Raw genomic sequence first — 4430 nt, 5'->3', positions numbered from 1 at the left:
TTAAATAGCAAACAAAAAACAAAAACTGTAAATATTATATCAATTCTCCCTGCTAAAGTTTCTATTAATAACACAGCTCAGAAAGAAAGAGCCCAAATGGCTGGTTCTATATTAGGTGCCGTTGCTGGTGCTGTAGGTGGATATAACGTGGGAAGCAAAAGCACTGGAGGCGCAGTTGCAGGTGGTGTAGCAGGCGGTGTAGCCGGTAACCTTGCAGGATCAATGGTTAACGATAAAGTCATTGTCGAAGGTGTTAGTTTAACCTATAAAGAAGGCAATAATGTATATACATCAACTCAAGCAGGGAAAAAGTGTCAGTTTAAGACTGGCGTCGCTTTGATCATTACAACAAAAGAAAATGAAACACGGATACAACCAAATGCTGAGTGCCCTGTAGAGAAATAAAAATGAATAAAATTCTATTAATTTCTTTTTTTGCTTTTTCATTTTCGAATTACTCTTATGCCGATTTAAACAGTCAACTTGAAGCTGTTGCAGCAGCAGAAAGAGAAGGGGAATCAGCTAAAGCTCAAGCAATAATGAAATCACAAGCAGAAGCTAAAGCTAAAGCAGAAGCTAAAGCTAAAGCAAATGCTCAAGCTAGAGCAAATGCTCAAGCTAAAGCAAATGCTCAAGCTAGAGCTGCCGCTGCTGAAAAAGAAAAAGCATATAATGAGTACATCAAAGATAAAAAAAGAGATCAGTCTTTTGAAGATGAACTCAGAATGCTCGAGCTTGAAGAAAGAAAACTAGAGTTAGCCAAAAAGAAAGCAAGAGTTAATAGAGAGGATGATTTCATAGATCAGGAGCTAAAAAGACAAGCTGCTAACACTGATGTCATTCAGTCTGATGCAGATGCACAACGTAGTGTCGCCAAAGGAACTGAAAACCTTTTAACAAAAGAAGGGGAAGCCAGAGTTAAGAAAGAGTCTGGTCTCTTTAAATAAGAATGTTTAGTATCATTTCTGATAAAAGACACATCTGTACTAGACAATCATTGTTCCTATAAGACCCATTATGTTAAACGGGCGAGTTTACTACTCAAAACAGCCCGTTTAACTCCATCAGAACGCCTCAGCGCGATTTTAAGACACGATCACCCTATCAAACACCCAAATCTACGCTGAAAGTTTAGAACGGTTTCTGTGACGTTTGAGGAGATTTTTAACATCTCATTTTTTCGTCCGGTTTTCATCGCCAAACCGGTGAAAGTCGCAAACTTGTTTGTGGCTTGAAGCGGTTTTATCTGTTAAAAACCGATACTGAACCCACGATCCCGTTTTACTTCCTGTCGCTGGATCTGCTGTGTCAGCCGTTCTGATACCTGTTCAGCAGTCTGGTTAAAGTCGCTAACTGTTGGCTGATTTCCCTGTATTGCATGGCTAACTGACTGTTCTGTGTCTCGAGTTCTCCGACACGCTGAGATAAATTGCTGATAACGATCTCTTGCTGTTGTAACAAGGTGTTCAAGGCGTTCTCTAAGAGTTGTTCTGTCTCGGTCATCGTGGCTCACTTCGCTAGAATTTTGTAGGGTTCGTTTTTCTCGCCCCAACTCTCGGTTTTGTATTTTGGATCGACGGCGACGCACAGCCGTTTGCTCTTGTCGTCCATGGTGCAGTTGGTCAGTTTGATATTGTGGCTCTGCGTCTGGTATATCTCGGCTGACCGTTTCCATTCGATCAGTTTCTGGTATTCGTTCACGCTCCAGTACGTGAGAAACAGGCTGATCCCTGCCAATATGAACACCAGTACGCCCAGAATGATAAACGGTAATTTCCACACGCTCACGGTACGCCTGATCAATTTCGCCTGCTCGGCTTGGATACTTTCGCTCAAATTCCTGCTGGCGTCTGCCAGTTGCGCTTTCAAGTCGTTCTCGTGCTGTTCGATAGCGAGTTTCACTTTCTCCGTCATAATCTCGCTGTCTTGCTTGGCATTCTCGGAGAACGTCTGCGCTAAATTTAAAATCCTGCTCATAGAACGCCCCTTTTAAACGTAAGTTTTGCCCCTCGGTTTTGATTGAGAGGTTTTTCGGTGTCACTCTGGCTATTTCAAAGCCTGACTGTTTCAGTGCTTCAATCACATCATCACGGTTACGGATCAGTCCTTTCTGCACTAATGCCGATATGCCGGAATCAATCTCTTTCAGGGCTGAGCGTTTTTCTGTCGGTAAGTCCGCTCGGGTTATCAGCGTTTGCTGTTTATCCGGCGAACGGGGATCGGTCAGTCCGTATTCGTGATTGATAACTTGCTTAAAATTTTCAATCAGTGGTCTGTCTGCTTTGTCATAGTACGGCTGTAAGCGTTTCTGTGAGGTCAACTCGACATTAGGAATGTAAAAATTCAGCTCTAACCGGTCTTTGTCCGTGTGTTCAACCCAGGTGATGTTGTACTGCTCTTTCTCCAGACCCGCAAAAACGTACTTTTCGAATCTATCCATAATGGCGGTTTTGTGATGGTCGGGTATATTTTCTTCCTCAAATGACAGACACCCCACGGTGTACGCATTCTTAAATCCGCAACTCTCCGCAATAGACTGTGACAATTCAGGATCGCCCCGTAAGACCTGAAATTGTGTATCCTCTTTACCCTCACGAAGCAGATAATCCATGCTGGCTTTCGGACTGCCACCGCCTTTGTTACCAAAAAATTTAATCAGCACGGTCAAGCACCTCCCGAAGCTGTGCCTCAATATGCCGTAACGCTAAGGCAATATTGACCGTCTCCATCGAAACCGGAGCCTGATGGCAATGACGGGCTATCTGATTAAGGTTCACACCTATCCGGTTAAGCTCAAACAGTAATGCTGGGTCAACGCTTTTTGGCTGACGCTTTGGCTTCTGACCTAACGCCAGTTCACGTAACCACTCCGCTAAACGGGGTTTGGTTTTCCGCAGAAGTAACGATTGTTTCTCTTCAGGAGTCAGGCGAATAATCACGGTTTCGGTGCGTTTGGTTGTCATGCTGTTGTCCTTTTGGGGTCAAGGGGCGAAGCCCATTGCAAGGTCACGAGGAAATCTCACAGAGATAACGATGTGTGTCCTTGCCCTAAACATTAACAGCAGATAAGATTTTGTACAATCAGCAAGGAAATGATGGAATTTGAAAGATGACAAAGCAAGAAAAAGCAGTCGTAAATATGGCTAAGTTCTTACAGGCTCAAAGTCTGCTCTTACTGGAAAAACTCAATGAACTGGATTCAGATAAACTCGATGCGGAAACCAACCTTTGTGAAGAACTCCATGAACAAGCGGAGTCGCTGCACCGACAACTGAGCACGAAGCTAGGCGAAGAGTAGCCCTTTTACAATAGGCTCCGCCCTCCTGACGAGCTTCACAAAAATCGGCTGATTTTCGGTGCTCTAGTCAAGAGTGGCGAAACCCGACAGGACTTAGAGATGTCAGAAGTTTCCCTCTGACGGCTCCCTCGTGCGCTCTCCTGTTCCCACCTTACAAGTTTACAGCCGGTTTTAATCCGCTCTTTCAATCTCTGGGGGCGCTATCTCTCAGCTTCCCTGTACCGGCACTGCGCTTGCTTAGGTGGTTCGCTCCAAGCTGGGCTATTTGCACGAACTCCCCGTTTAGCCCGACTATCACGCCTGTTCAGGTAACTGTTCTCTTGAATCCAACCCTGACAGACACGCAAAAACGCCATTGGCGATAGCCATTGGTAACTGTTTTTCGTTCGGGAAGAGTATCCAAGTCTTGATATTTCAGGTCATAACACGTTACACTGAAAGAACAGAATTTGGTGACTGCGTTCTTCCGAAACCAGTTACCTCGGTTCAAAGAGTTCCAGCTCTAAGAACCAACCTTCAGAAAAAACCGCCTTGCGAGAGGCGGTTTTTCTTTTGATACAACTAGCCTATACGATCTAAGCTATTTTTGTGAACTTTTTTTTTAAAAAAAATATAAAAAAGTAGGGTGTATGTTTTACATACAATTAAAATAAAATTTCTTGAACTCATTCATAACATCATTCAAAAAAATGACCATATAAACCATGATTCATCCCCTTCCAATAGATCTCCATTCACGCAAATATTGAATTAATTATAGAATAAGTGTTTCTTTCTTTTTATATTGAAGTTAAATACCCCTATAGTTGATATAATCACAGAAATATCATTTATAGATTGACACTACCGTTTCAGCTCAAATATATACACGAAGAATATTGAATTCCGTACAAAAAAACAGACATTTTCCCTCGTAATGAATAACTATACCATCGTTTTATTAATTAAATTTAACTCAAGGTATTGAGCTATATATATTAATATTGATAATATATATTAACTTTAATAAATATTAAAAATGGTGATTGTAGTGAAAAAAATAATGTTATGCATCGTTATGTCTTCTACTATTCTATCTGGATGTGCAGTTAACACTGATTACCTCGGAGCAGATGTATATGAATCAAACCAA

6 protein-coding genes are annotated in these 4430 nt (G+C 42.1%); 3 read left to right on the top strand and 3 right to left on the bottom strand.

The window, feature by feature from the left end; all coding sequences use genetic code 11:
* Both PSF16_RS16860 and PSF16_RS16855 read left to right on the top strand, forming a co-directional pair.
* Nucleotides 1-405 (top strand): hypothetical protein (locus PSF16_RS16860; protein WP_272689748.1); only part of this gene is annotated, 405 nt, incomplete at its 5' end.
* Nucleotides 406-407: 2 nt separating this feature from the next.
* Complete coding sequence (locus PSF16_RS16855; RefSeq protein WP_272689747.1) at nt 408-947, top strand: DUF5384 family protein; 540 nt, start codon at nt 408-410, stop codon at nt 945-947.
* Nucleotides 948-1249: 302 nt separating this feature from the next.
* On the opposite strand, the gene PSF16_RS17505 is transcribed toward PSF16_RS16855, so the two are convergent.
* From PSF16_RS17505 to PSF16_RS16845, 3 genes are all read right to left on the bottom strand, one after another.
* The gene (locus tag PSF16_RS17505; RefSeq protein WP_375378768.1) at nt 1250-1513 is read right to left on the bottom strand and encodes a hypothetical protein; all 264 of its coding nucleotides are present in this window, start codon (nt 1511-1513) and stop codon (nt 1250-1252) included.
* On the bottom strand, nt 1510-1977 hold the full coding sequence (locus PSF16_RS17500) for an MbeB family mobilization protein (protein WP_369469270.1): 468 nt from the start codon (nt 1975-1977) through the stop codon (nt 1510-1512). Before PSF16_RS17500 ends, PSF16_RS17505 begins: the two co-directional genes overlap by 4 nt.
* Nucleotides 1978-2651: 674 nt before the next feature.
* Nucleotides 2652-2963: a MobC family plasmid mobilization relaxosome protein gene (locus tag PSF16_RS16845; protein ID WP_259695835.1), complete on the bottom strand. Its 312-nt coding sequence runs from the start codon at nt 2961-2963 to the stop codon at nt 2652-2654.
* Nucleotides 2964-3109: 146 nt separating this feature from the next.
* On the opposite strand from PSF16_RS16845, the gene PSF16_RS16840 reads away from it, so the two are divergent.
* Nucleotides 3110-3298: a Rop family plasmid primer RNA-binding protein gene (locus tag PSF16_RS16840; RefSeq protein WP_272519580.1), complete on the top strand. Its 189-nt coding sequence runs from the start codon at nt 3110-3112 to the stop codon at nt 3296-3298.
* Nucleotides 3299-4430: the final 1132 nt, after the last annotated feature.

It is taken from the genome of Providencia sp. PROV033, from assembly GCF_028484855.1.
In the GTDB taxonomy this organism is placed as follows: domain Bacteria; phylum Pseudomonadota; class Gammaproteobacteria; order Enterobacterales; family Enterobacteriaceae; genus Providencia; species Providencia alcalifaciens.
Note: the sequence above shows the minus strand (reverse complement) of the source record. Positions and strands in the feature narration are given on the sequence as shown.

What these genes read in the sequence shown, in the direction of transcription:
- PSF16_RS16855 (WP_272689747.1), top strand. Translation starts at nt 408, where the DNA reads ATGAATAAAATTCTATTAATTTCTTTTTTTGCTTTTTCATTTTCGAAT.
- PSF16_RS17500 (WP_369469270.1), bottom strand. Translation starts at nt 1,977, where the DNA reads ATGAGCAGGATTTTAAATTTAGCGCAGACGTTCTCCGAGAATGCCAAG.
- PSF16_RS16845 (WP_259695835.1), bottom strand. Translation starts at nt 2,963, where the DNA reads ATGACAACCAAACGCACCGAAACCGTGATTATTCGCCTGACTCCTGAA.
- PSF16_RS16840 (WP_272519580.1), top strand. Translation starts at nt 3,110, where the DNA reads ATGACAAAGCAAGAAAAAGCAGTCGTAAATATGGCTAAGTTCTTACAG.